General features: G+C 43.5%; 21 protein-coding genes. 9 read left to right on the top strand and 12 right to left on the bottom strand.

What is annotated here, in order from left to right; translation table 11 throughout:
* Window positions 1-117 precede the first annotated feature (117 nt).
* Entirely contained in the window at window positions 118-939 is an 822-nt protein-coding gene (locus K0I62_RS15325) for a DODA-type extradiol aromatic ring-opening family dioxygenase (RefSeq protein WP_220068930.1), read from the bottom strand.
* Window positions 940-1,035: 96 nt separating this feature from the next.
* On the bottom strand, window positions 1,036-1,485 hold the full coding sequence (locus K0I62_RS15320) for a DoxX family protein (protein WP_220068929.1): 450 nt from the start codon (window positions 1,483-1,485) through the stop codon (window positions 1,036-1,038).
* 174 nt (window positions 1,486-1,659) lie between these two features.
* Here K0I62_RS15320 and K0I62_RS15315 point away from each other — a divergent pair, with 174 nt between their 5' ends.
* The 3 genes from K0I62_RS15315 to K0I62_RS15305 all read left to right on the top strand — a co-directional run bounded on the left by K0I62_RS15315 (window position 1,660) and on the right by K0I62_RS15305 (window position 4,093).
* Entirely contained in the window at window positions 1,660-2,592 is a 933-nt protein-coding gene (locus K0I62_RS15315; protein WP_220068928.1) for a LysR family transcriptional regulator, read from the top strand.
* A gap of 194 nt (window positions 2,593-2,786) precedes the next feature.
* On the top strand, window positions 2,787-3,272 hold the full coding sequence (locus tag K0I62_RS15310; RefSeq protein ID WP_220071411.1) for a VOC family protein: 486 nt from the start codon (window positions 2,787-2,789) through the stop codon (window positions 3,270-3,272).
* A 368-nt stretch (window positions 3,273-3,640) separates the two neighbouring features.
* Window positions 3,641-4,093, top strand: coding sequence for a hypothetical protein (locus tag K0I62_RS15305; protein ID WP_220068927.1), 453 nt, complete (start codon window positions 3,641-3,643; stop codon window positions 4,091-4,093).
* A 335-nt stretch (window positions 4,094-4,428) separates the two neighbouring features.
* On the opposite strand, the gene K0I62_RS15300 is transcribed toward K0I62_RS15305, so the two are convergent.
* Entirely contained in the window at window positions 4,429-4,989 is a 561-nt protein-coding gene (locus K0I62_RS15300; protein WP_220068926.1) for a DUF2726 domain-containing protein, read from the bottom strand.
* 97 nt (window positions 4,990-5,086) lie between these two features.
* A complete protein-coding gene (locus K0I62_RS15295) occupies window positions 5,087-5,521 on the bottom strand; it encodes a dCMP deaminase family protein (RefSeq protein ID WP_220068925.1) in 435 nt (144 codons plus the stop codon).
* Window positions 5,522-5,817: 296 nt separating this feature from the next.
* Here K0I62_RS15295 and K0I62_RS19285 point away from each other — a divergent pair, with 296 nt between their 5' ends.
* Window positions 5,818-6,030 (top strand): hypothetical protein, encoded by a 213-nt coding sequence (locus tag K0I62_RS19285; RefSeq protein ID WP_258405011.1) that lies wholly within the window; start codon window positions 5,818-5,820, stop codon window positions 6,028-6,030.
* Window positions 6,031-6,185: 155 nt separating this feature from the next.
* Here the strand turns inward: K0I62_RS19285 and K0I62_RS15285 are convergent, their stop codons facing one another.
* From K0I62_RS15285 to K0I62_RS15275, 3 genes are all read right to left on the bottom strand, one after another.
* On the bottom strand, window positions 6,186-7,211 hold the full coding sequence (locus tag K0I62_RS15285) for a substrate-binding domain-containing protein (RefSeq protein WP_220068924.1): 1,026 nt from the start codon (window positions 7,209-7,211) through the stop codon (window positions 6,186-6,188).
* A gap of 313 nt (window positions 7,212-7,524) precedes the next feature.
* The gene (locus tag K0I62_RS15280; RefSeq protein WP_220068923.1) at window positions 7,525-7,770 is read right to left on the bottom strand and encodes a DUF3297 family protein; all 246 of its coding nucleotides are present in this window, start codon (window positions 7,768-7,770) and stop codon (window positions 7,525-7,527) included.
* Window positions 7,771-7,909: 139 nt separating this feature from the next.
* Window positions 7,910-8,572 (bottom strand): glutathione S-transferase, encoded by a 663-nt coding sequence (locus K0I62_RS15275; protein WP_220068922.1) that lies wholly within the window; start codon window positions 8,570-8,572, stop codon window positions 7,910-7,912.
* Between the two features lie 138 nt (window positions 8,573-8,710).
* On the opposite strand from K0I62_RS15275, the gene K0I62_RS15270 reads away from it, so the two are divergent.
* The gene (locus K0I62_RS15270; protein ID WP_220068921.1) at window positions 8,711-11,008 is read left to right on the top strand and encodes a peptidase U32 family protein; all 2,298 of its coding nucleotides are present in this window, start codon (window positions 8,711-8,713) and stop codon (window positions 11,006-11,008) included.
* Window positions 11,009-11,299: 291 nt separating this feature from the next.
* Window positions 11,300-12,616, top strand: a complete 1,317-nt coding sequence (locus tag K0I62_RS15265) for an anaerobic C4-dicarboxylate transporter (RefSeq protein ID WP_220068920.1) — start codon at window positions 11,300-11,302, stop codon at window positions 12,614-12,616.
* Window positions 12,617-12,971: 355 nt separating this feature from the next.
* On the opposite strand, the gene K0I62_RS15260 is transcribed toward K0I62_RS15265, so the two are convergent.
* From K0I62_RS15260 to K0I62_RS15245, 4 genes are all read right to left on the bottom strand, one after another.
* Window positions 12,972-13,538: a PepSY-associated TM helix domain-containing protein gene (locus tag K0I62_RS15260; protein ID WP_220068919.1), complete on the bottom strand. Its 567-nt coding sequence runs from the start codon at window positions 13,536-13,538 to the stop codon at window positions 12,972-12,974.
* Window positions 13,531-13,998, bottom strand: a complete 468-nt coding sequence (locus tag K0I62_RS15255; protein WP_220068918.1) for a DUF4920 domain-containing protein — start codon at window positions 13,996-13,998, stop codon at window positions 13,531-13,533. Before K0I62_RS15255 ends, K0I62_RS15260 begins: the two co-directional genes overlap by 8 nt.
* A 58-nt stretch (window positions 13,999-14,056) precedes the next feature.
* Entirely contained in the window at window positions 14,057-16,555 is a 2,499-nt protein-coding gene (locus K0I62_RS15250; RefSeq protein ID WP_220068917.1) for a TonB-dependent receptor plug domain-containing protein, read from the bottom strand.
* A 127-nt stretch (window positions 16,556-16,682) separates the two neighbouring features.
* Window positions 16,683-19,511: a M16 family metallopeptidase gene (locus K0I62_RS15245; protein WP_220068916.1), complete on the bottom strand. Its 2,829-nt coding sequence runs from the start codon at window positions 19,509-19,511 to the stop codon at window positions 16,683-16,685.
* 317 nt (window positions 19,512-19,828) lie between these two features.
* Between K0I62_RS15245 and K0I62_RS15240 the strand changes: the two genes are divergently transcribed.
* Genes K0I62_RS15240 through K0I62_RS15230 form a run of 3 tightly spaced genes read left to right on the top strand, consistent with a single transcriptional unit; the run spans window position 19,829 to window position 21,648 of the window.
* Window positions 19,829-20,437: a MotA/TolQ/ExbB proton channel family protein gene (locus tag K0I62_RS15240; RefSeq protein ID WP_220068915.1), complete on the top strand. Its 609-nt coding sequence runs from the start codon at window positions 19,829-19,831 to the stop codon at window positions 20,435-20,437.
* Window positions 20,438-20,439: 2 nt separating this feature from the next.
* Entirely contained in the window at window positions 20,440-20,862 is a 423-nt protein-coding gene (locus tag K0I62_RS15235) for an ExbD/TolR family protein (RefSeq protein WP_220068914.1), read from the top strand.
* A gap of 9 nt (window positions 20,863-20,871) precedes the next feature.
* Window positions 20,872-21,648, top strand: a complete 777-nt coding sequence (locus tag K0I62_RS15230) for an energy transducer TonB (protein WP_220068913.1) — start codon at window positions 20,872-20,874, stop codon at window positions 21,646-21,648.
* A gap of 273 nt (window positions 21,649-21,921) precedes the next feature.
* Here the strand turns inward: K0I62_RS15230 and K0I62_RS15225 are convergent, their stop codons facing one another.
* The gene (locus tag K0I62_RS15225) at window positions 21,922-23,340 is read right to left on the bottom strand and encodes a family 43 glycosylhydrolase (RefSeq protein WP_220068912.1); all 1,419 of its coding nucleotides are present in this window, start codon (window positions 23,338-23,340) and stop codon (window positions 21,922-21,924) included.
* Window positions 23,341-23,556: the final 216 nt, after the last annotated feature.

Here is a 23,556-nt window from a genome sequence, read left to right as displayed (position 1 = left end):
GCTTTAGAGATTAAAAAGCGAACCTTAGGGTTCGCTTTTTTGTTGGTGGCTGGAAAGCGTGTCGCACATTTATGCATCAAGCTTTCATTGATGAGCAAAGCCTCTGTTTAACAATAGCTAGCTGGGTGAACTTTCTGCTTGGCTGTGCCACACAAACGAGCTGGATTGTTTGTTAAAAATGGTGACGTTTTGATGCTCATCGCTGGCACGACCAGCTAAACCGTAGCACACGTGAAGTGGCAGCAAGTGCTCTTCACGAGGCTGACAATAGCGGGCATGAGGGGCGCTGATCCAATCTACCATTGCTTGGGTTCGTGCCGCTTCGGTGAGCTGCTTATCGCTCAAAGTTGTCTGCAGCCAGTGTTCAAACTGGTGGTTTTTAACCTGGCGATCCTCGGTGTTCGGCGCAAAAAACTCTCGCATATTATGAAATGAAAACCCAGAACCTATCACTAATAAATTATCGTGATCTAGGGCCTGTAATGCTTTGCCTATGTTCAGATGCTGCGCTGCATCGAGGGTGTTGACCAGTGACAGTTGGATTACTGGAATATCGGCCTCGGGATACATCAAGATTAATGGTACAAACATGCCGTGATCATAGCCGCGCTGATAATCTAATTTCGCGGTAATATCGGCACTTTGTAACGCTTTTTGTATTTTTTCAGCGAGTATTGGCTCTCCCGGGCTTGGGTATTGCAACTGATAGCTGTCGGCCGGAAAACCTGAATAATCGTAGAGCATTTTTGGGTTAGGGCTGGCGGTGATTGTCGCCACCGACTCCTCCCAGTGGGCGCTAATCACTAAAATGGCGCTGGGGCGTGCTAGTTTGCGAGCAAGTGATTTAAGATAAACCACTAAATCAGCGTGAGCAGGGTCATCAAGTAACGGCATTGGGCCACCACCGTGGGAAATAAAAGCGATGTTTAGGTTATTCATACTGTCTCCATGCAATATCACCGCAGTCCCTCAGATATCAATTTCGCCGCGGCCTAAGCCGCGATTGGGGCTTGTGTTTTAGATGCGCTAGATGGTCTAGCGGTTCAGTTTGTTGGCGATAAGTTTATCAAGGCTTAGCGAACCAGCACCTTGTACGACTATAGCAAGGAGTGCGACCAAGAGTGTTAGTGCATATTCATAGCCGTTGTTTGACATAAATAGACCATTGCTAATATGCACAGTGAATATCGCTACTAGCATAGTAAAGGCTGCCACCGCTGCCGCAGGGCGAGTCACTAGGCCTAACACCAAGGCTAAACCACCAAAGAACTCAGCGCTGCCAGCCAGTAACGCCATTAAATAACCTGGCGTCATGCCAATACTCGCCATCCATTGCCCCGTGCCTTCTAAGCCATAACCACCAAACCAGGCAAACAGTTTCTGCGCGCCGTGAGCGGCGAGAATTAGGCCAATGGGTGCTCTGAGTATCAAGCCTGCAAGCCCAGCATTCGTTTCAAATAATGTGTTCAATAGTGATCTGTTCATACTTGTGTCCTTCATTAAATTGAGTTGATTCGGTTCCCGTCTCGGGATGAACACACTTTACTATCAACATAACGCGGGAGTAATATGGCTTTTGAAGAATGATTATCAACATATTGTTTGTAATTAGCTAAGCGATGAGGCTAAGTAAAGGGGCTAAGTAAAGGGACTAAAGTAATGGATAGAATCGACGCCATGCGCGCCTTTGTCTCGGTCGTGACCGAAGGCAGTTTCAGCAATGCTGCGACCGCAATGCAGCTATCACCGCAACTGGTGAGCAAATACGTGTCTAAATTAGAAGAGCGCCTCGATGTGCGACTGCTGCATCGTACCACACGTAAAGTGAGCCTGACCGAAGCAGGTACACATTACTTTCAGCATGCGCAGCAGATCCTATTAAGTATCGATGAGATGGACTCACAATTAGGCGGCCTACAACAAAATCCCAAAGGTACCCTGAGGATAAGTGCGCCGGTATCATTCGCGTTAAAACATCTAAGCAAGTTGCTTGCTGAGTTCCAATTGCAGTACCCGCAAGTTAATGTCGATTTGCAGCTTAACGATCGCAAAGTCGATATTGTCGATGAAGGTTTCGATATTGCGCTGCGCATTGGGCGGCTTAAAAGCTCGTCACTTATTGCCAAACCCGTAGCGCCCATTCGGTTAATGTTATGCGCCGCGCCTGCATACCTCAAAAAACATGGCATTCCGCGCCAACCTGAAGATTTAAAGCATCACCGCTACTTGCATTACAGCTACATGGAAATGGAGGGCAAGGACGAGGTATCCCAGTGGCTCAGGGTGAAAAATAGTGAATCTAGTGGTCAATTTCATTGTAATAATGGAGATGTGCTAGTGGGGGCGGCGATTGCCGGCGCGGGTATCGTGCTACAACCTACTTTTATCGCAAGCGACGCCATTAGTCGTGGTGAACTTGTGGAAATATTGCCTGAGTTCGCCCCTGAGTCCTTAGGTTTATATGCGGTTTATGCCAATAGAAAACTACTACCGAATAAGGTGAGGTGTTTTATTGATTTTATCGATGGCTACTATGGCTCACCGCCCTATTGGGACCAAGCTATCATTAGCGCGCAGGCGCAAACGTCATAAGGTAATCAGTTACACATTACATATCGATGCTAAAAGCGACTCACGGTTATTTAACTGGCACTGCCTTGGTTTTATTGATAACAAATCGTACTTATAATCATAATTATTGATAATTTTACGTAATCATTCGTGCTCCATATACTGTTCCCATCGAAACAAATGAGTTATCTAATTTAAGTGTGTGGAGCAAAATGATGAAAATGAATCATGTAGGTATTATGGTTGGCGACATGGACACGGCGGTTGAGTTTTACACGAAAGCGCTTGGTTTAAAGATTGTTATGAACAACACCAAAGTGGTTGAAGAGCGTGAAACTGCGATAGGTAGAATGTGTATTGCGGTATTTGGCGAAGGCTTCAAAGGCTTTAATATTGCCCACCTAGTTACCAGCGATGGCATCGGCGTTGAATTGTTTGAGATGAAAGATCGCGCTGAGCGTCACGAAGTCGATTTCTCGCGCCTTGGTATCTTCCATTTTTGTCTGCAAACCGATGACTTTGAAGGCGCAATCGCGCGCACCGAAGCGTTTGGCGGTAAAGTGCGTATGGACATCATGCGCTACCACCCTGAAGATGACAGCAAGCAGGCGAAGATGGTGTATCTAGAAGACCCATTTGGAAATCTGTTTGAGCTTTATTCGCATACGTATCAGGAGACTTACGCCTCCGACTACGAGTAAGTCATGGCTACTTAACCTCAGCAATACGGCATCAGCCGCTACTTTTCACTACTCATAGACAGCAGTCAACTCCGTGGCGAAAAGCAGCGGCTTTTTTGTCTTACTATCGGCAGTAACGTCATTACGCTGCTTGGGTTTCTCGCCAGAGACGCAATTATGTTGGTTTGGCTAGTTATCTAAAGTATTAAGAAAGCGACCATCTGGTTGCTTTTTTGTTGGGTGCTATTAATTGGTTGTGGTTGCATCTGGGGTGGTTAGCCAGCAAAATCTAAGTTTATCGCCAGTGTGACCCAAGGCTAACCGCCTATGGAAAAGCAAAATCAGCGCTAACAGCAAAGGCAAAATAAAAGGCAGAGGAAAACATAGATATGCAGCAAGGATTTCCCATTACGGTAGCGGCCGATGGCCAATTTTCGAGTTCGCTTAACCCTTTGTTGACTCAGCTGGAGATGTGGATCAACTTTCAGGCGCTAAAGGCGGACTGGTACAGTAATGAAGACTTCATCTTGTCTTTCGATTTTACCTTGGTTCGATCGCTAGCAGAGAAAGCCGAGCATCTGACGAGCGCACCAGCGGGAACACAGGCGGGCATACTGGAAGAGAGTGAAGAAAGGGCTGCGACCGCTCTTGGAAATAGCTGGGTCGTCGAATCGGGTTATGCCTACCAGTATGACAGCGACAAGCTAACGACCAGGGCTTTTATTGCAGTCGATGATCTGCTTGAGGACGGCGTTGGTATCGAGCAGGGGATAAAGGCGAGACTAATAGCAGTGGCTAATGCGGTTGCACATCAACATGGCCTTTTTGCTTTATCTGAGTAATGGCTACTTAACCTCGATAATACTTCGTTGAACCTCGGCTCTAGTCCTCATTGACACCAGTCAACTCCGGGCTAAAGCCTTCGATTCGCCTTGTCTTATTATCGGCAGTAACGCCATTATGCTGATTAGACTTAATAATACCGCCTCAGTTCGAAATTTTCACATAGCTCGAAATAAGGAGTTTGACCGGAGTCAACTCCGCGGTGAAAATCCCAAACTTCATTGTCTTATCATCGTCAGCGACGCAATTATCGTGGAGAGGGACGTCATTTGATTTTGGCTTGTGATATGGTGCGGCTAGAGTAAGTTACTTGAAAAGAATCTATTGATGAATACTAACTTTCTCGGCTAGCTGTTATAAATGGGATCGTTTCTACTTCTGGTTGTGTACTTATTATCTTAATTTGGGATTGAATGACAGTGCGAACCGTTTCAATGTGATAACTGCGTTTAGCGTCGAATCGAAGGAGAGGAAGATCGGCGGTTTGGCAGGCGTCTTCGACCAGTTGGTCGCGTTGTTGTGTTTTGGTCTGCTTGTGGCTCTTGTCATCGAGTTCTATGGCTGCAACCACGGCTAGTGTTTGTTTGTCGCATAGTACGTAGTCGAAGTGTTTGCTGCTGATTTTGTTGAAGGCAATTTGCCAATGTTTGCGGGTCATGCCCTTTTCGGGCGTAAGCACATCGGCGATGCGAACCTTGCCAAGTATTCGATATTGGTCACCTACGGCTTGGTCGAGTATGCCAAGGAAGGAGCGTTCTGCTGCGGTGAATAGCACTTTTTGTTTGCGATAGTGGTAGCTGGCATCCCTTGAAGGCTTGATTAATAGCGTAAGCAATCGGAGAAGAAAGATAGCGACTAGTGCAATGATTAATGGGTATAGAATACTTAACGTCATGAAACTTCCTTGTATGTTGTCCCTGGCTTCGCAACTAAAGTGAACCTGTGCAAACGCCTGATCGGTTCACTCTGCCTCACTGCATAATGTTGTCTAGTTAATCCACCAGCATCCAATCGACTTGAACGCCAGCTTGCTCAAACATCTCTTGGCTGACCTTAATCTTATCGCCCCAGCGTGACAGGAAGTCTTCACTAGGTTGTGGGCTGTGTACGGCACGTAAACCTGTTTGGATGATTTTGGCGGCGCAGTTCGGGCAGGGGAAGTGGGTCACCCAGATCTCACAGCTGCTGAGGTCGCGCTTAGCATGAAGAATAGCATTTTCTTCGGCGTGCAGGGTTTTAAGCAGCTTCATCTCACGGTTGTCGGTTTCGGCACTATCTGAGATGCCGTGAGGGTAGCCGTTAAAACCGAGTGAGACGATGCGATTGTTTTCGGTGATCACTGCGCCCACTTGGGTGGAGGGATCTTTACTCCAAGATGCTACGAGCTCGGCCATCTGTAAAAAACGTATTGCCCATTTTGTCATCATTCCGTTGGCGCTCCTATGCGATTTGATGTAATTCATTTAGGCGTTATTTTCTATGCAGAACAATGATAAAGCAACCTCCAATTAGCGTCGTGATGGCGTGTCTCGCTTCCCCCATCTTTCGCTTCATGCTTGTGTCTTTTTTGCGCAGCTTTATTTTCGTTTTGTGAACTGTACACCTATATTTCAGCGCACACTTGTACGCATAATGTATGTTTAGTATTTAGTCAAAGTGACGGTTAAAGATTTTGAGCCGTTTTTGATTATCGTTTTACTTGCGTATGACAATGGAGTTTGCAATGCCCAACAATCACGCCTCTTTTTCGCAGTATATCGACATGCAATGTTCTCAGTGCCGAGAGAGCATAGGTCTTAATGTGGCGATCTGCCCGCAATGTCATGCTGCTCAAGGGTTGGAAGCGCTTGCAGGGATCGACCCGAAAGTACAAACCAAAAACCAACCCCTCACTATTTGGTTCGGCTTGTTGTTTGGCGTGTTCGGCTTACACTAGTTCTATTTAAGGCATTATGTAAGAGGCCGTTTGTACTGAGTATTTTACTGGATGTTAGTGCTGATGATTGTTGGTTGGGTTGATGGGATGACAGCCCTGCTGATGAGTTGTTTTAGGTTTAACCAACGTTATGGCCGCCATTGGGCCTTGTATCGCTAATCCCCAGCGGGTTCTGGCGTGGCAATCTTGGCACAGGAGTCATAGTTGTCAGGAGTACAAAATTTCATAGGGGTGTAGATTATGTCGTCATATTCTTGTTTAGTCACAATTTTATGCAGAGTCAAAATTGCTTGTCTGCCCATTTCATAAGGGTTTTGACCAACATTGATGTGAGCAAGGTTATCTTTCAACATGGTTAATTGTGAAGGAGATGCATCGGTAATAATGATGATCACTTCCTTGTTATCAACTTTTGCTTTATACGGTGCGATCATTTCACGGTAGAGGGTTTCATTATTTTGTGGCCAGCCACCGACGGCAATAAAGGAGTCTGCTTTTACAGGCTTGCCTTTCATCACCGACTCCATCTGTTTCACCGCTCGATCCAGTTGGTCGAAATTTAAAAACGGTTCCCTAACTTCAGTCCAACCCTGCTCGTTGTTGAGTAAGTCTCCTGGCGGCGTGTCATATATTTTTCCTGATAGCGCGGACCGCACTCCCATCAATCTTAAATTTAAATTTGGAGAATCGGGTCGCCCAGTTTGCATGATGAGGGTTCCGCCATTGGGCCGGAGTTTTTTAAGCTGTTCACCTAATGATTTACCGAGTTCAAAATTGTTTGTGCCAATATAGGCCGCTCGAAAATCTGCTGCTTTTCCTTGGATGTCGCCATCGAAATCAGAGTCATAGGTAATAATCGGGATCCCAGCTTCTTTGGCTCTTTTTAGGCTATTTTCAACGAGAAATTTGGATTGGGTTATGGCGACAGCGATCCCGTCTATCCCTTCATCGATCAGTTGGTTTATCAATTGATCTTGTACTCTTACATTGGCAATGTCAGGTCCACGATAGATACACTCTACCCCTTTTATTTGGGCGGCTGCGTCTTTACAGCCGATTCCGCTTTGATCAAAAAAAACGCTGTAAAATTTGGGAACAACAGCAAACTTCAGTTCTTCTCCGTTAACAGAAAATATTGGCAGTAGGCTAAATATGATTAAAGTTATGAGCGATCTCACCATAACTTCCTCCTGGAAACCATGAGACTGTTACTTAAACTCGGATTTTACAAATTCACAACAATACAGATTCACTATTAAATGTAGCAAAGACATTCGTTTAAAGATATGGACTAAAGTAGATATCGATAACTTATCTGTGGCCGACAATAATATATTGATATTTTGAGGTTTGTCTGTACTAAAGCATTCAATTTTAATGGATATAGGAGGCTTGCTTGATGATCACTATACTGATGAGGATAAAGCCCATAGTGATAAAATGAAAAAGCCAGCGGTTAATGACTGCTGGCTTTTGCGTTGGCGCTAAATTCTATTAACGATAAAAGGCTTCAACTGTGCCTTTTCGAGTCATCAACAGTGGTTGCCCACGACGGTCTAACGATTTTGTTGGGATTTTTACCCAGCCTTCGCTGATGCAATACTCTTCTACATCAAAACGCTCTTTGCCATTAAGGCGAATGCCGATGTCATGCTCGAATATTTCAGCCACATAATGTGGGCTACGGGGATTAACGGAAAGGCGATCCGGTAAGGCTGGTTGCGATATAGTGTCGTTCATAATCGTTGTCTGTTAATGAATAAACGTGCGCTATTGTAGGCAAAACTGGCCTTATGCTCAAGAAATTAAGATGGCTTGCCAAGCTTAATTTGAGTTAATAGATGGGGAGCCTATGGGTGAGTCTTTTTACTATTCTATCTCAAGCACCGAATAGTAGATCGGTACGATTTTGTAGCCACAACTCATGTTTGGCCATCACTTTACTGAACATTTTGCTTTGCAGGTAGCTGTTGAGCCACTGGCGAACATGAGGATAAGGGGAGTGCAGATACCACTGGCGCTCGACGCGGGCAAATTGGCGGATAAAAGGCAGCAAGGCGATATCGGCAAGGCTCTCTCTGTCGGCCATCAGGTATTTATGCTCGGTTAATAATCGCTCCAACTGCGCGATATAGACTTCACAGGCTTCACGGCATTCGATGATATTGGTTTCGCTGTAACGTTTAGCGCATTTGTAATTTTCTAAGCAGCGCTTGAACTGACTATCAAATAGATAGATTAAGGCTAGCATCTTATCGAGCATCTTTTCATCGCCGGTGAACAGCAGATCGTCTGGATCGCTCATGCTAAGCGCCCACAACATTATTTCAAAGCTCTCTTCTATTACAGTGCCTTTTGGCGTGATCAACACGGGGACCGTACCTTTGGGCGATGCGGTCAACATTTCAGCAGGTTTATCACTTAATACTAGGTCCCGTAGCAATACAGGCTGCTGAGATTTATAAATTGCGATTCGAGCTCGCATGGCAAAGGGGCAATTTCTTAGGGAATAGATGATAGGTAAGTCATTATTTTTATTCATTTTTAAAAACTATTCCTTGGCGAGTTACTTAACTGTTTGCTAATGCTCAATCTTATATTGAGAGATATTAACCATATTAATAGGCAAAATATACGGGTACCATTCTCCCTTTACCGTTAACAGAGACCCGTTAAAGTGATGAAACCCAAGATTGAATTATTAGCCCCTGGTGGTGATGTTGAAGCCATAAAAGCCGCCATTATTGCAGGTGCTGATGCTGTGTATTGCGGCTTAGACACGTTTAACGCCCGTAATCGCGCCGCTAATATTTCATTCGATCAACTTGTGGGGATCATCAGGCTTGCCCATCAATATGATTGCCAAATTTTCTTAACCCTCAATATTGTCATCTTAGAGCAAGAGTTTAAAACCTTATTTAAGTTATTGAATAAGTTGGTTAACACCACCTTAGATGGCGTGATTGTGCAAGATATGGGTTTACTGTACGTGTTGCGTAAGTACTTTCCGACTCTCGATATTCATGCATCGACTCAGCTGACGACCCATAATGCGGGGCAGATTCCTTTCTTAAAAGGCCTCGGCGTGAGTCGGGTGAACTTATCTCGTGAGCTTAATCTTCGCGAGATCACCGCGCTTGCCAAAGTAGGCCAAGAGCATGACACCTTACTAGAAGTGTTTGTGCATGGTTCGCTGTGCGTGGCGTTTTCTGGTCTTTGCTATTCAACTTCTGCGAGCGCGGGTAACTCGGGTAATCGTGGTCGTTGCAGCCAAGCGTGTCGTGAAGAGTATGAAACCACAGGGTCGGGTCATAATTTCCCGTTGAATATCAAAGATAATTCGGCATTTTTCGACTTGCCAGCATTGATTGAAGCGGGTGTCTATTCTTTTAAAGTGGAAGGTCGGATTAAAGGGGCAAGCTACGTTCATACTGTGATCGATAGTTTCCGTAAGCAGATTGATGGCTATGTTGAAACCGGTGAGCTGACTCAAGATGGCGAGCGCTTATATAAGGTCTTTAACCGCGACTTTACCAATGCGTTTTTACGGGGTGACTTAAACCAGTCGATGTTTATCGATAACCCTCGTGATAACTCTAAGAATCACTTGGTCGATAAACTCAAAGCCGAAAAAGGCGAGTCGATCTCCGTGGTACAAATTCACGATGCTAAGCAGCAGCTGCAGCTAGACAAACAAGAGATCAATGCGTCGGTGGATGAAAAAATTGCTCACTTGAGTATCGACAAGATCAGGCTCAGCTTGCACTTTGCTAGTGAGCAAGGCGAGCAACTGCGTTTAACGGTTGTCACCGAGCAAAGTGATAGCCTGTTGCCTGAGCAAGCTGCTAACACTCAAACCAAGGTGTTCACCTCGACTAGCTTAATGCTACCGAGTGAGGAGATAAGTGTTGACAAAGAGGCTATTGAAAAACGCTTTAGAAATATCAACAACGCTAACTATGAGTTAGTTCTACTCGATACCGAGCAGGTAAAAGAGGGGTTGAGTATTCCGTTTCGCGAGATCACTAGCCTAAAAAATGAGCTGCTTAGCTACTTAAATAATGGCATAGCGGTGATTGCTGAGGTGCAACCACCTAAACTTGCGCATCATGCTAAAGCCGAAGGGCAGAAGCCTGCGCTGTCGATGCTGATCTGTGATGAAGCAGATGTGGCACTAGCCGAAGAGACCGATGGCGATATCTACTTTAAGTTGCCCGATGCTTACAAACGTGGCTGTACTAAGTATGTCGATTTCTTGCAGCAAAACCCACGGTTGATCCCTTGGTTTCCACCAGTATTAATCGGTAAGGATTTTGATGTTGCGCTGAATATTTTGCAGCAGGTGAAGCCTGAGCTGATTGTCACCAACAATACGGGTATAGCCTATCATGCCCAGCAACTTGGGGTTAAATGGATTGCTGGGCCATTTTTAAATACCACTAACTCTTATGCCTTGCTGGCATTGCAAGAGGGATTTGGATGCAGCGGCGCCTTTATTTCAAACGAGATAAACAGACAGCAGATTAAGCAGATCGCTAGACCTGATAACTTCAAGATGTTCTATAGCATTTATCACCCGATCTTGTTGATGGCCAGTCGTCAGTGTTTCTTCCAGCAGAGTGTGGGCTGTGAAAAGCCGCGTATCGATAACGGTTGTATGTTGTCGTGTGATAAGTCGACCAGTATTAAAAACCTCAAAGGTGACTCTTTTGCTATCGATAAGCAAAAAGCCGGTTACCCAAGCATTTACAACCAAGATCAGTTTTTAAATACGGATATTATTGATGATCTGGGTGATATGTTTGATGGCTTTATGATTGATCTGACCAATATTGGCGCGGGTGACAGACAGTCTCCTGACAAAATTGAGTTAATTAAACAGTTCGAAGCCCTGCTTAATGGCCAAAGTGAAGCTAGCGTTAAGCTATCGAGCCTAGTGCCAGAATCGACCTATCAGCAATATCAAAACGGGCTGTAAATTACGGCCGCTATTGTTACGTGTTAATGGGTCGGTGTTGCTGACAATCAGTAAGGATTCATTAATGCGTAACGATTGGCATACATTAAGTTTTTACTCTAAATATCACTGGGTTCACATAATTAACGTTAATAGTCTGCCTAGGTTGATCTTTCTCTCTTTCTTCATGAATGCCGCTGTTTTGTATTAGTATTCCGTTGTATAAACCTAAGGTTACATGAAGGTTAATAATCAATAAGTATTATTGCTGGTTGATTTTTAGCGTCGGGTGGATCAAGGGGGATTAACGTTATGTTTTTTGTGCATATGATGTTGCTGTTGGCGGTGATTTTTGTCGGGATCCGTCATGGTGGTATAGCTTTTGGTTTACTCGGTGGGTTGGGTGTATCGGTACTGGCGTTTGTGTTTGGTATAGCGCCTGGAACGCCGCCAATCAATGTGATGTTGATCATCCTCGCCGTGGTGGCGGCATCTGCCACCCTAGAAGCGACCGGGGGGCTTAAGTTATTAGTTCGTTATGCAGAAAGACTACTGCGTAAACATCCGAATCAGATCGTATTTCTCGGACCTTTATGCACCTATTCATTAACTGTGTTGGTGGGAACAGGCCATTCAGTTTATCCGCTGCTGCCGGTTATTTATGATGTGGCTTATAAAAAAGGGATCCGTCCTGAACGGCCATTAGCTATCTCGACAGTCGCATCCCAGATGGGGATCACTGCGAGTCCAATTGCGGCTGCGGCAGCTGTTGTTATCGCGACCTCAATGGAAAATCATCTCGATATCAGTCTTATTGACGTGTTGATGGTGACGATTCCGGCAACCCTGACAGGTGTGTTAGTGGCAGCCACATGGAGCTTGAGGCGTGGTAAGGATTTAGATAAAGATCCTGAGTTTCAGGCACGACTTCAAGATGATGAGTTTAGAGAAAGCCTGATCGATCCTGAAATTGAATCAGCAAATCAAGTTGAGCAAGAGCGCACCGCTAAACGGGGTTTAACGGTTTTTATATTAGGGATTTTGGCCGTCATCATTATTGCGATGTTCAGTAAGCAGGTATTACCTAATAAAGTCGGTATGTCAGTTGCGATACAGTTTATGATGCTGTCGGTGGGGGCTATTATTCTGCTGACAACTAAGGTCTCGCCTAAGAAGATAGTTAATAGCAATGTGTTTAGTGCTGGTATGACGGCGGTGATCATCATCTTTGGTATTGCGTGGTTAAGCGACACCATTATCAGCCATCATAAATCTTACCTTGTCAGCATGGTGAGCGATCTGGTTAGCCTTTACCCCTGGACCTTCGCTATTGCGATGTTTGTGGCTTCAATATTCTTAAAGAGTCAGGCGGCAGTGTTAACGATTATGTTGCCTCTGGGGTTCTCCTTAGGGATCCCCGCTCCTGTGTTGATTGGGGTATTGCCTGCTTGTTATGCTTATTTCTTTTTCCCATTTTATCCAAGTGACTTAGCGGCGATAAGTTTTGACCGCAGTGGCACAACTTGCATCGGTAAGTATGTGGTCAACCATAGCTTTATCATTCCAGGGTTTATTGGGGTCTCCACAGCAACCGTCGTTGGCTATTTTATTTCGATGGCGATTAATTAGGTAGCATCAGTTGTATTAATGACATTCGCAACTGGCCTCCAGGGACGGAGGGAATGTCTTAAATATGGAGGGAATATGCAAGATCTTGTTGCTTGCAACAAGTGAAGCCCATACGTGTTTTAGATTCAAATGAGTTAAAACAATATCGGATGGGCTAAAACGCGTCAGTTAAGGGACTATTTTAGCGTTGAATGGCCTCACAAGGGACAAGCATTCCATCACCTATTCACCTTGAATACGGCGTAAAACAGACCCTGAGTCGATCTCTTTCTTATACTGATTGGTATTAGTAAACAGTAAAACCAATGAAAAACTCGCCCATGAATAGTCACTGGGCGAGCATTTACCTTGCTGGTTAAATCAAAATAAAGATAATGGGAAGGATTATTCCAGAAATTAACCACACCGATTTTTTGCGCCATGGGCTATTACGCCCTTTCACCATAAAAAGCGATGAACAAGCCAAAAAAAGCAACAGGGCTGCGTAGATATCGGAAAAAAATACCCATGCTTTATGTGCTTCGTTTAAATGTAATTTATTAAATGCCTTTAGCACATATCGCGGTGTTATCTGTTCTATTATGAGTTCAGAATTTGCACTATTTAAGGTCAGATTCGCCCCATCTTTAAGGAACACTTTGTACTCCTGAGGCGAACTCCAATAGCCACTTTTTACGGGTTGACTAATATTCGCTTGTCTTACTAATTGAGCATTAAGCACCGCATCATCTAATGTATGCCATTGAGTTGGCTCAAGCATTTTTACAGTACGCTTGATATCATAATTGGGGTTCCAATCATGTATATGATTAACTGCTATGCCCGATATGGCGAATATAATCGTTAAGCCCACGCAGAAATAGCCAACATCACGGTGCAGGGTGCGGTTGAACTTAAACCAACTAAAACTGGAACTACTCAAGTATTTTTACTCCAACGGGGGTCAGTTCGTAAAGGCTGATGGCTTTGGTTACTGTGTCTGGATCAAATGACAGCCCCTGATGTTTTGCCTGCTCGGCAAGCCAAGATTTTGTCTGCGCCAGATTTAGCGGTTTGGCCTTTAATGCACCCGTGACAATGGCTTCACTGCCTTTAGCACTGATAGGAAATACCATTTCACCATCGGGGACTTTAATAAATAGTTCCTGAAACCTTTGATCCGATGCAACTGTCATCCAACATCCACGCTTGCTACAGACATTGGTGATCATGCCTTTGATTGTTACTTGCTGACCTACATAAGAGGCTGGCGTAGCTAAAATAGTAGAAACATTGACCAAGTGGTTGTCATTCACCTCAGTACCAAAGGTGAGTATTTGTGCCTGGATGCTCCCCATGGAAGCTAATATTAATAGGGAGATGCCGATGATTTTACTTAACATAATGTCCTTTCTTAAATTTGCATTGTTATGATTCATGTTTATCTTAGATTCCTGTTACTTAATAGTCATATTTCAGGTACAGCCAGTAACTGCGTCCTTGTTGATAGGGCATGGAAGATGAAGCCTTTGTATGTGGCAAATCATTAAAAAGATTTGATAATTTTATATCCACACGGGCCCAGTTCCCTGCTATCTGTGCAAGACGGTAACTCGCATTAAAGTCTACAGAGGTGAATGCTTTACGATCTGTACGCTCATAAATATCGTAGTTACTGCCATCAACAGGCATGTTTTCGCCGCTATCGGATAGAGAGGTGTATTTTCCTCGATAATTCATCCTTGCTGTTGTGCTAAGGCGCTCTGAAAACCAGTCTGTAGACCAACTGAAAAATGCCTTCACTGGAGCTGCAAAGTTCTGTGCTTTTTCAATATCATATAGTTCTGTTTTGGTTATTAGCTGACCTTTGTAGTACACATAGGTTGTACTGTCTTCGCTTGGGTCTATTTGGCTGTCATAGCTGGTGGCATTGCCAACCGTTTTGGTTTGTGACCAATTGATATTGGCATTAAAGTGGTGATCTTGATAATGGCCAGCCCATTCTAATGATATACCTCGATAATCTGTTGCACCGTCATTATTTAAAACGTAATAATTATTTACTTTAGGCGAACCTTCTGAAGTATTGAAATCAACAAGCTTCTCTTTAGCAAATAGATCACGGTTCCAACGATAAACTGCTTTTAGACGAACAGAGCCCTCAAGCGGAGTTGGCAAGGTGATGGCTGCTGTTAATTCATCACTGTAGGGTGTTTTTAAATCAGATGTACCGTAATCAGTATTTCGAACCCGCCTATATTCATACCAGTCTCCCACTGTTCCGTCGGCGTTAATATCACGGTAATCGGTAATATCATCCGGCATCTGTGAGCGAATAGCGTAGGCCAACATACTATTGGTGTAATAACGGTTGGCACCGACGGTTAAAAACATCTCATCATAAAACTCCCAGTTCGCAGTAATACGAGGAGATATATTATGGTTACTCAGGAAGTTTTCATGGTCATAACGCAGGCCTGTACGCAGGTTAATGTTACCGAATTGACGCTGATATTCAGTCCATAAGGCTAAAGAATTGAGATTAACTTCAGCATCGTAAGCTTGATAGATGGAGCGACGGTTTAAAATTGCGAGTTTTTCTTTGCATGCATCATCGTCAATTGCACACACAAACTCATTAGTCGCACCGGGGACTTTTTTGTAGTAATTGTAACTATAGCTGTCCTGATCTCTGATTTTACTCGCCTCTACGCGAGTTAAGTCAGTACCAAAGCTTATATCGCCTTCCCATAGGGGAAGGTGGCCCGTAAAACTGGCCGTGTAATCTTTTTGCTTTTGATCTAGGTTACCAAAGCTACCATCGGTACACGATTTTCTTGAGCACCAATCGGCATAATTGCTAGGCCAAACATAATTATATGAAGCTGCTTTTCGGCTGGTGTCGGAAAGGGTATAAGCCAATTTCGCTTCCCAGTCCATATCACCATTGATCCCACTTAATTTAAAATATGTAGATAGTCCTGTCGAATTGCTATCTACATGAGAGTTAATTGCATTGGTGCGATCATAGCCGCTGGTATAGGGGCTGTAACTAACTTGTGCCTCGGCATCTAAGGTATCTGAAAATTGGTAAACAGCTTTTAGCATGAAGTTTTCTGAAGTATCACCGTTGGTGAATGAGAGGCCACCATACGCATCGTCCATATCATAATCGACTTCAGATACAGAGCGGCTATAACTCCATAAGGTTTTGAATTTTTCGGTAAAGGGAATATCTACCGAAATAGCGGTATTGTATTTAATGAATTCTGGTGGGGGATTATTGTCGATATCGTCTTTAAATTCATCAGAATAGATGTAGTTTTTCATACTGTCATTTTGAATTCCGGCCGCAAACCCTACGGAAAACACTTCTTTAGGCTTACGCAAATTCATGTTTACAGCACCACCGACAAAGTTGCCGTATTTTGCCGATACGTTGGAGTCAAATACCTCAATGCTCTCTAACAGAGATGGGTCAACGTAAAGTGTTTGAGCTGTTTGCCCTGCGACATTGTTAACACTGCTGGGGTTGGTATCGGCTGCAACATCCATTACAGAGTTAACGCCGATACCATCGATCATTATGTTATTGTCGTAATAGTTACCACCAGAGATAGAGAAGTTTGATGGCCGAATTGACTGCTCGTTCGCTTGGTTAACTCGATTACGATCTTCATCCATTTGGACGAATGGGAGAATTTTAAGTAACTCTGAGGTATCAATCCCTCCTGCAGAAACTTTGTTGATGCCCTTTTGGTTAACAACACTTAATCCCGAGTTTTCTGGATCAAAACTCTCGTATGCCGTTGATGCTTTACTATTATCGTCATTTGTGGCGGTTGTCGTTGCTGATTTGTTTATAATGTCAACGGCCCCTAAATCTACGGGGTTATCAGCAGCTGTTGCCATAGATATAAAGCCACTACCGATTAAGCTACATATGGGTAATATTTTCATTCGAACTCAACTTATTATTAATGTGCTAATTTTTCACTGAATAACGCTTTATCAACACAAAACGTGCAATGACAGCTATTCCGTTTCCTAAAAAGGTGTTTATGTTACAAATACTGTGATAATCGATTCAGTCGTTCTCGCCTTTTGGTTTTGCAATAACAGTGGCACTGTTCTGTAGGGGGAAGATGTGCTCTGCAAGTGTCGCTAAAGATTGATGAGTAACAAGTGATGGCAAGTTGCGAACATGTTCAAGGTAATGACCGTTACCATAACGGTGGTCACTTAGCTCAAGTCTTTTTAGCCAAGTTGCACCAAGGGCTAAACGTTGCTGTTCTGCGTAATGAATATTGCTAATTAATGGGGTTAAGTCTTGTTTTTTTAACCACTGTGGCATGTTTTGCAGTACCTGTTGAGCGGCAGTTAATAGTTCATTGCGACGTTCTGGCGCACAGAAAAAAGATAAGGCCATTTCAGCATGATTGGTTGCTGGATTGAGTGTCAGATCAAAACGGATATTGTAGATTCCGGCTAACTCTAGTCTGAGGCGCTGTTTTAATGCGCTTTGAGTTAACTCAGCTAAGCTTGATACCAAGAAAGCTTGTTCTGGTGACCATTCAAGCTGAGTATAACCTTCAAACATCACCTGCATTTTAGGTGAATCATATAAGGCTAACTCTTTTAAATGGTGGCCGCTTTGCTGCATCAATGGGGCCGCGACTAGGGTCTTTCTTCTGGGTAATGAGGCTACTTTTTGCGTCCAGAGTTCATCAACCTCTTGAGGTAGAGCACCGACAACATAGAAAGTGACTGGTTGGGTTAACACTTCTTTGGCAAGAGCTTCCAGCATAGGCACATCGATATCAGCAACGGTGGAATCATCCAATACGTTTATCTGGCTAGGGTATTTCAGCTGCGCCATTGCTTCGCTAATATGGTTCTTATTCGCGCTGCTTAGGTGGCGTAATAAATCAGATTTAACCGAAGGTAAGCCTTCGGCGGCAATATGACCCTCTTGCAGCTGTATACGGTAGGTATCTAACAGTTTTGGTAATTGCGCTGGGGTTATCACGGCACCTAAACTTAACTGTTGTGACTTATATACCCAGCTCCACTGTGGCATCAGTTTCCATTGGGCTTCAGACCATCCTGTTGGAGGGGTTTGTTGCCATAGCTGTACTGCTATTTGGCTTAACATTGGAGACTGAGTGCGGTTATCAAATCCGGTGTCTGTGACGACATTAATATACAGCTTATTATCGGCTGTTGGCTGTTCGAGCCATACAATACTATCGCCGTTATCTAGCGACCATTGACTGATTGCCGCGGCATCCCTTGTAGCGGGAATACGGTTGAAGCGACGAATCTCACCCTCTGGATAGAGAGTGATTGGCGGCAGCGTTATCGGTTCTGCTTGTTGTTCTTGCTCAGCTATAGAGACTTGATAAGCAACGGTCGGCTTTAAAGCGTTCCCTGCATTTGCCTGTAGTTGACGAACAGTAGTCGCAGTCGGCAGTGGAACTTCGATGCCATCTGGAATTTGATAATACAAGAATTGATCAGGGGCATTGAGGAGTTCTTTAAGTCTATCGTTAAGTTGCTCTAAAGTGATGCTGTTTAATAATAATATCTGCTGGCGGGCTTTTTCACGGCTGTTTTGTAGGACTTTCCCCGCTATGACTGCATTCGTTATCTTGTCTTCCCAGGCCTTATAATCACGATTGTCTGCGCCGTTTTTGAGTTGACGCTGTAGAATCGAGTAAGCTTCTGCTTTAAGTGCATTGAATTCTGTTTTATCGACACCAAAATGCTTAAGACGTTGGGCCTCTTCCAGTAGCAGTGGTAATGCTTCGTCATGGTTTTGGGTTCTCATGACTAACGCTGCTACAATGCGGTTGTTAGTTGGCTGCTCTAATCTTAGGCTAATTTTTTTATCATTCAGTAGAGCACGATCTCTAATCACCTGATTCCGCATAAGCTTGCGCAAAAAGTAGCGTACTAATTGATCGAGTTTCCTTTCTTTAGAATTCTGTTGAGCTAAAGCGCTACGAAATCCAAATACAACAGCGGCAGTCGTGCCTTTCGTTGATTGGACTTTGCCAATATGTAATTGGGGCGCTAAAGGCAACTCAACATAATCTCGCTTAGGGGCTGGTGACTTTTTTACTTGTCCAAAATGTTGCTCAATGGCGTTGATTGCCGTTTGTTTATTGATATGGCCTGAGATGATTAAGGTCATATTGGCTGGCACATAAAATCGTTTGTAGAAATTTTTAATTTCTACAATAGGCGTACTTAGAATACTTTCTTCTGTGCCTATGGTTGGGCGATTAACATAACGAGAGTCATGACGCATCTGATCTTTTTTCAGACGATTAATGCGAGATGCCGTACTTTCGCCACGGCGCCACTCTTCTAGAATGACTTTTTTTTCTTGTAACCAATCGGCCTCATCGAAACTTGCACCAAAGGCTATATCTCCCATTAGTGCTACAGAACTTGGGAGATCTAAGCTGTCATTGACTCGAGTGCGCAGCATGTACTGGGTTTCAGATTCTCGAGTCAATGCATTTATTTGTTTACCTGTGCTCCAGCCTAATGTGGTGAAATAGCTATGCAGAGACTCCGGATGAGCATAAGTTTTACGAAAAACCATATGCTCCACCATATGAGCAACACCCGCATAGCCAGTTTCATCCACCGATCCGGCATTGACTATGAGTCGAATATTGAACGGATCGTTCGCATTGCCGCTGTCATAAAGATAGTAAGTTAAACCGTTGCTTAGTTGTCCTTGAGTGACAGATTTGTCCCATTGCTGCCCGCTGTTTGGTAATGCGCTACATCCAGCCAATAAGGTGTAAAACAAGATCGTGATATTAAGTGAAAAATACCTTGTTAATAGAGTGAGCAATTTGGATTGGCGAGGTGTAGAAGGGGTTGGCATTATGTATGACATTGGTTAACTTGAATTTGGCGGATTATCGTATTGATATTGATTGTCATTAACAACAAAATTTACAATCATGCCGGTTTTGATTCTGTTATAAAAAAGAGTCGACATAGGTGTGAATTTTCAAGGTTATGTTTTAAAAGGTTTTTTGTTTGATTTGGGATTGGGTCTTTTGACTGGAATGATCTTTTAATCATATGAAATGACAATAAGTGTAAAGGTTGTATTCAAGAGCGACTTCTTTGTTGAAAATAATTACTATTTACATCAAAATGCGCTGTTAAAGATGGGTTTACAAATTGATACAACTCGGGAGAGTCTCTATGTTTGATGATGTTTGGAGCATAGGTACAGCGGTTCCTCTAATACTTTGCTCAATAGTTACACTCGCGCTGGTGGCTGATCGCTGTTTTTCTATGGCTCGTTTACCTCAGTTGTCAGCACAACGGCAATTACAGGCTATGCAGCAACTGCAACAGGGATATGTTGATAACGCCGCGCAAATAGTCATAAAAGGTCAGCCTTTTTATGCTGAAACTGTGTCGCTGCTGCTCTCTCTTAGAGAATTCACGCGTAACAATCGTGATGAACAAGTGAGTTTTCACTTGCGAGAATTACAGAAAAAAATGAAACAACGTCTATCTGGGCTCATCACTGTGGCAACACTGGCGCCCATGCTTGGGCTACTTGGTACCATTATTGGTTTAATGCGAGCGTTTCATGATATTGGTAAACATCAAGGACCCGTTGAGCCTGCGATTGTCGCTGATGGTTTATGGCAAGCTCTTTCCACCACTGCGGTAGGGCTTATTATTGCGGTTGTCTGTGTGCTTGCACATGCGCTGTTGGCTGCAAAAGCTCGACATGCTTTAACTGAAAGTACCGAGATCCTTAATCGATTCTCACATGCCCTTGGCGATAATAAGGGATAAAAATGATCGATTTAAACGATGATAGCAGTTTGGATGTGCCCCCTCCAGATACCATGACACCTATGATAGATGTGATCTTTTCTCTTATCGCTTTCATGATGTTAATGATCAATGCACCGCTATTAAAGATGGATTTTTCATTGCCGCAAACGTCAGAAAAAAGTCAGCGTAGTTATGCAAACAGTGAATTTGTTACTCTAGGTATTTCGGTTACTTCAAATAGTTACACCCTTGATGGCGATGCGTTAGATAGCAATGGATTGGAGTCGAAGCTTATTGAACTCAAGCAGAAGGGGGAGCTGAAATTAATGCTGAAAACAGATAGCAACACCCCAGTACAACGTATGGTCGATACTCTTGCACTGCTTAATAGACTCAATATCAGTAATGCCCAGATAGCGCTTAGCGATATTAATGGTTCATAAGGTTAGTCAATGAATCGATTCAACACATTTTTTTTGGGCTCTGTTTTTATCCACATTATTATCGGTATTATTTTTGTCTGGGAATATCAAGAGCGGCCAACAACACTTGCTCAAAGTAATACTAATATAGTGAGCTTAGGGATGATGACTGCGATGGCGGGGAGCTTGGCTCAACAACAAGAGGTCGCATCAAGTAAGCCATTAATTGAGCATAAAGAAAATCAGCCTCCAGTGGCTGAAAAGAAAATTCAACCAACAAAAAAAATGACGGTTCCGCCTAAACCTAAACCTAAACCTAAACCTCAGCCGAAAGAGCCAAATAAGCCTTTAGATAAGCCCTTAGATAAGCCTTTAGATAAGCAACAACCTACTGACTCAAAAAGAGAGAAAATGGCCGTCGCAGAGACTAAAGCAGGGGCGTTAGGCAAGCAGGGGGCGACGAGTAATGAGTTGCGCCAACAAGAAACGGGTACTGCTCAGCAAATCGGTGGGGCTGAATTAAATCAACAATATGATTTGCGGATACGGCATCATTTGTTGTCATTTAAAACGGCACCAAAGCGCTTATCTCTGCGCAATGTAAAAGGTGTCGTTAACCTGTCTTTTAATATCGATCGCACAGGGAAAGTATTACAGCAAAAAGCAACAGTGTTAATCGGTAGGCAAGCATTTCGTCATGAAGTATTGGCAATGTTAAAAAGAGCTGAGCCATTTCCTTGCCCCCCAGAAGAAACCAGCTGGGCAAATCGTGAATATCAATTAGATATTAATTATAAAAATCAATAGTTTAAATTTTTACGCGAGATGTTTCATATATATAATAAGTAATCACCATTTAGTTGTGATGGAAACATTGCATGACGTTTTCTTGGTTCTAATGGTTAGAGATATTTAGCCATCATTGACGTTTTATAGTGATTGCTACAGCATGCCAGATAGAGAAGTAAATTGATTGGCTTAGGATAGATTGGCTTAGGATAGTTCCCCCTTAGCCGTTTGTGCAATAAGCGCTAGCTTGTTATCAAGCTAGCGCTTATTGCAGTGGTTATACTATTGATATTATTGCTTCTCAAGTTGGAACATTTGATTCGTTGCACCTGAGATGCACTGCCATTGCAGAACATTAGCGCTGTCTGCAGAAGAGGCTGCTTCGATATCAATGCATTTTTCACTGTGACGATTTATGATCCGCACTTTTCCCGACCCAGCAGATTGAAAGCGAAACTGTTGATTCTGTGCGCCTGAATAATTCCAAAGCATAACATTAGCGCCATTATCTTTTGAGAATGAGTCAATATCGAGCGCCATACTTGGAGCATTGATTGGTGAGATCCTGTGCCAAACACCATCAACTCGAGTGATCTTGAACTTTTGACAGTCATTATTCAACCAAGACCACTGTTGTACATTAGTCCCAGCGGTTGTATCGCAGTTTTCTATATCTAGGGACTTTTGTTGACTATGAACGGGTTTAATACGGTAGGTGCCGTTGATTGAGGCATTTGTATCGGTTTTTAAGGTGAAATTACGATTTAGTACCGGCCAATCGTTCTGGAAAGTCATCTCTAAGATATCTAATCGAGCGGGCCAGCCTGTAGGGCTTACGCCATCATAGTAATGGATTGAGACTAAATTTTGTCCATTATTGTAGTAATAGCCAAAGTGACCAGGACCAATATGGTTGCCATCGGTTTTTAATACGGTGCTGCCACCATAATGCCATAGATCATTACCATTTTTATCTAGGAATGGTCCGACTGGGCTGGTGGAGCGACCTGTCACTATGTAGTAATCGCTGTCGTCGCCTTTACAACACTCGCCTAAATTGACAAACATATAGTAGTAACCGTTGATGTACTTCACTTGGGCGGCTTCAAACTCATGCCATTTATAGTTATTACCGACGGCTGGAAAACGATCGTTGTTGGCTAAAAGACCCGTTGTTTTATTGATCGGGCGAATAAAAATGCCTGCATAGTGCGATCCGTAAACCATCCACACGTTATCTTGTGCATCGCGGTATACCCCAGCATCGATGGTGTTAACTGGTTGGCCTCCTAATGTGCCTTCATCTTTAGTCGACACAAGCATGCCTAAATCTCGCCAGTTAGGGTTATTTAGCGAATCGGTGACCATCACCCCGATTGCTGAGTGCATCCCCTCAGCATCTGAGAATGCGGTGTAATACAAATAGTATTTACCATTCATCTCAATTAAATCGGGGGCCCAGAAGTTACCGTCAAATCCCGGTACCTTGCTGTTTATCCAGTTTGGATAGGTGTTAGCTGGTATCGGTGAAGGTCCGCGTTTCCAGTTAATTAAGTCGGTAGAATATAGTGCATTAATGGGTAAGGTATCTGCGCCACCGCCGGTTCCAAAAGTCCAGTAAGTATTGCCTTCCTTGATGATGGTTGAGGGATCGTGAATGTCGGTTGTTCCATTGAGCGTTATTGCTGCAGCATTGAAGCAAATCAACATGAAAGTTAAATTGCATAGCCTAATTAAGCTTCTCGTAAATCTTTGCATATTATACCTTTTCCGTATTTTTTACAGTATTGTTAACAATATGTAACTTATATCATCATACGATAACACGATATAGTGCTTTTTTTGGGTTTGAGTTCAATAATGAGACTGAGTGAGAGACATGTCTTATTATTGAGAGCTTAGGTGGTATTTAGGTCTGTTTAACTC

This window comes from Shewanella psychrotolerans, assembly GCF_019457595.1.
In the GTDB taxonomy this organism is placed as follows: domain Bacteria; phylum Pseudomonadota; class Gammaproteobacteria; order Enterobacterales; family Shewanellaceae; genus Shewanella; species Shewanella psychrotolerans.
Note: the sequence above shows the minus strand (reverse complement) of the source record. Positions and strands in the feature narration are given on the sequence as shown.

What these genes read in the sequence shown, in the direction of transcription:
- K0I62_RS15325 (WP_220068930.1), bottom strand. Translation starts at nt 939, where the DNA reads ATGAATAACCTAAACATCGCTTTTATTTCCCACGGTGGTGGCCCAATG.
- K0I62_RS15320 (WP_220068929.1), bottom strand. Translation starts at nt 1,485, where the DNA reads ATGAACAGATCACTATTGAACACATTATTTGAAACGAATGCTGGGCTT.
- K0I62_RS15315 (WP_220068928.1), top strand. Translation starts at nt 1,660, where the DNA reads ATGGATAGAATCGACGCCATGCGCGCCTTTGTCTCGGTCGTGACCGAA.
- K0I62_RS15310 (WP_220071411.1), top strand. Translation starts at nt 2,787, where the DNA reads ATGAAAATGAATCATGTAGGTATTATGGTTGGCGACATGGACACGGCG.
- K0I62_RS15305 (WP_220068927.1), top strand. Translation starts at nt 3,641, where the DNA reads ATGCAGCAAGGATTTCCCATTACGGTAGCGGCCGATGGCCAATTTTCG.
- K0I62_RS15300 (WP_220068926.1), bottom strand. Translation starts at nt 4,989, where the DNA reads ATGACGTTAAGTATTCTATACCCATTAATCATTGCACTAGTCGCTATC.
- K0I62_RS15295 (WP_220068925.1), bottom strand. Translation starts at nt 5,521, where the DNA reads ATGATGACAAAATGGGCAATACGTTTTTTACAGATGGCCGAGCTCGTA.
- K0I62_RS19285 (WP_258405011.1), top strand. Translation starts at nt 5,818, where the DNA reads ATGCCCAACAATCACGCCTCTTTTTCGCAGTATATCGACATGCAATGT.
- K0I62_RS15285 (WP_220068924.1), bottom strand. Translation starts at nt 7,211, where the DNA reads ATGGTGAGATCGCTCATAACTTTAATCATATTTAGCCTACTGCCAATA.
- K0I62_RS15280 (WP_220068923.1), bottom strand. Translation starts at nt 7,770, where the DNA reads ATGAACGACACTATATCGCAACCAGCCTTACCGGATCGCCTTTCCGTT.
- K0I62_RS15275 (WP_220068922.1), bottom strand. Translation starts at nt 8,572, where the DNA reads ATGAATAAAAATAATGACTTACCTATCATCTATTCCCTAAGAAATTGC.
- K0I62_RS15270 (WP_220068921.1), top strand. Translation starts at nt 8,711, where the DNA reads ATGAAACCCAAGATTGAATTATTAGCCCCTGGTGGTGATGTTGAAGCC.
- K0I62_RS15265 (WP_220068920.1), top strand. Translation starts at nt 11,300, where the DNA reads ATGTTTTTTGTGCATATGATGTTGCTGTTGGCGGTGATTTTTGTCGGG.
- K0I62_RS15255 (WP_220068918.1), bottom strand. Translation starts at nt 13,998, where the DNA reads ATGTTAAGTAAAATCATCGGCATCTCCCTATTAATATTAGCTTCCATG.
- K0I62_RS15250 (WP_220068917.1), bottom strand. Translation starts at nt 16,555, where the DNA reads ATGAAAATATTACCCATATGTAGCTTAATCGGTAGTGGCTTTATATCT.
- K0I62_RS15245 (WP_220068916.1), bottom strand. Translation starts at nt 19,511, where the DNA reads ATGTCATACATAATGCCAACCCCTTCTACACCTCGCCAATCCAAATTG.
- K0I62_RS15240 (WP_220068915.1), top strand. Translation starts at nt 19,829, where the DNA reads ATGTTTGATGATGTTTGGAGCATAGGTACAGCGGTTCCTCTAATACTT.
- K0I62_RS15235 (WP_220068914.1), top strand. Translation starts at nt 20,440, where the DNA reads ATGATCGATTTAAACGATGATAGCAGTTTGGATGTGCCCCCTCCAGAT.
- K0I62_RS15230 (WP_220068913.1), top strand. Translation starts at nt 20,872, where the DNA reads ATGAATCGATTCAACACATTTTTTTTGGGCTCTGTTTTTATCCACATT.
- K0I62_RS15225 (WP_220068912.1), bottom strand. Translation starts at nt 23,340, where the DNA reads ATGTTGATTTGCTTCAATGCTGCAGCAATAACGCTCAATGGAACAACC.